The 2051-nt window shown below is 61.0% G+C and carries 2 protein-coding genes; both read right to left on the reverse strand.

Annotated elements, in window-relative coordinates; genetic code table 11:
- Nucleotides 1-1676: primase/helicase family protein (locus F2P44_RS34120; protein ID WP_502572638.1), on the reverse strand; the 1676-nt coding region annotated here is incomplete at its 3' end.
- Nucleotides 1676-2051 (reverse strand): hypothetical protein (locus F2P44_RS34125; RefSeq protein WP_167094503.1); only part of this gene is annotated, 376 nt, incomplete at its 5' end. The genes F2P44_RS34120 and F2P44_RS34125, both read right to left, overlap by 1 nt.

Genomic DNA, 2051 nt, shown 5'->3' on the forward strand with positions numbered 1-2051 from the left:
CTGAACAGATTGACGGTCGCAGTCGGCCCGCTCGGCGCCGGACTGGGGCGTTCACGCGGATCGAAGACGATGTTCTTCTTCAAGATCCATTTGCGCGCATCGCCGCCCCAAAACTTCATCACGTCGCAGTTCTGCACGATCGTGCGCATCGCGGACAGCTTCATCAGCAAGCGCTCGCGACAATCCCATACCAAGTCTTCGCCGTAGATCAGAATGAAGTTCTCCAGGATGTCGTCGACCTGATCCCAGTGCTGCTGGCCGTAGACCTTCTTGGGCTTGTCCTTTTTGTGCGCCTCTTGCTCATCGCCCCCCTCCCCCGGCGCCAAAGGCACGCCAGTGCGCAGCTGGGCGCCGTCTATCACTGCCGCGTCAAAGCGCGCATCAAATTGCGTCAGCGATTCCTCACCCTCGGGCGGCTGCTTCGCGCCAGGGGGAGGGGGGACCGCTGCCCCTGCATCGAACTCACTTGGAGGCTCAACAACGTCGGGTGCGGCTGGCGCCGCAGAAGGGGCGGGAGATTCAATTACAGGCCGCTGCGCGGCAAGAATGGACAGAGCGATCTGCGCTGCGACCACGTCCAGCCCCTCCTCCACCTGCAAGTCGTTAAAATCAGTCAGCTTGCGCCCGGACCGGTCCTTGAACAGTGGCGTAATGACCGACGCATTCCCCACCGCCCTGGCTGCGGCATGGCAACTGGCGACACCGGCATTCCTGTATTGGTAGGTGCGAACGACGCGTCCACGCCGCATATCTGTCTCGATGTAGCGAATTCCCTCGGGATCGGTCCTCCACCACGCGGTAACCGTTACATCGGCGCCGTCATCCGCGAGAACAAGGTGCGACTGCCCATCGATTTCGATTGGTACGGAGACATTGAATTCCTCGCGCAAGCGCTCGCTGAATCGCTCGGTCAACTGGTAATCGTCGTCAGCGAGGAAAAGCAGATGCGACCGCGGATGCTCTTGTCGCAAGCTCAACGCAACCGCCATGATCCCGCCGGCATCGAATGCAACGGCAACCGGCAGGTCAACAATTGCGCTCACGCTCATGCGCGCGGCACAGCAAGTCGCATATCCCTCGCCGCACGCGATGAGGTCCGCGTCCGCGTCCGGGTGCTGGCCAAGCCAATGAAAGGCACCGAGCTTGTCCATGCCTTTGCTGTAGCGTTTTTCGCCATCCTGGTCAATCTTCTGCATGCCGACCAGTTGGCCAGCGCGCACCATCGGAATCAGCAGCCGTCCGTCCGAGCTGACGCGTACGCCATCGGCCACGATCTGCTTACGCGCCAAGTACGGATGCTCAAGCGGAACGTGTTCGGCCCTGCTCCAAGCGTCCCGCGCGCGGTTTGCCGCGAGCCGCGCCGCCTGGTCGCGCTTATCTTGCTCGGCCTTCTCTGCCGCGCGCTGCCGCCGCGAATAATCGGCGCGCTCTTCGTCGGTCATAACCTCGGTATCGACCTTGACTGGCACGGTATTGCGGTTCTCACCAACGAAAAAACCGAATGCACCGGTGACCACAGTTCTGCCTGAGCGCAGCGTGGTCTCGCGTAAGATGTACCAGGCTTTCTTGCCCTTACCAAATCGATGATATCTGGCATCGAGGATGGGATGTCCAACTGGCAGGCCAGGCATGTCGTGGTCGATCATCTGGGCGACTACTTGTGAAACGTCGCTCATTACTGCACATCTCCAGGCACGACCGTCAAACTGGTTTGATGCTGCACGCGGATCGTGCCTTGCAGCGATGGAATCGACAGATAGTCGAAAGCGCCCTCGCGCATCGGCATTGCGCGCACGACATGGCGTGAAGACAGGGGCCGCGCTGGCGCGGAATAGCGCGCGCCGACCAGCACCGGCGGTGCGATAGGCGGAGCATCGCAATCGACGCCAATATGCTCCCGACCTTCATCGGTCAGGAGATAGACGTCGTCGCGCGTGGACACCTGCTTCCGAAGCATCAGCTTGGTGACGATCTCCGCGTAGAAAGTCTTGATTTCTCCAGACCAGCCGGTGGCGTTCATCCATGCGTTGATGTTGGCCTGGCCGCCGATG

Origin of the sequence: Massilia frigida (assembly GCF_011682175.1) — a bacterium.
GTDB classification, from domain to species: domain Bacteria; phylum Pseudomonadota; class Gammaproteobacteria; order Burkholderiales; family Burkholderiaceae_D; genus Telluria_A; species Telluria_A frigida.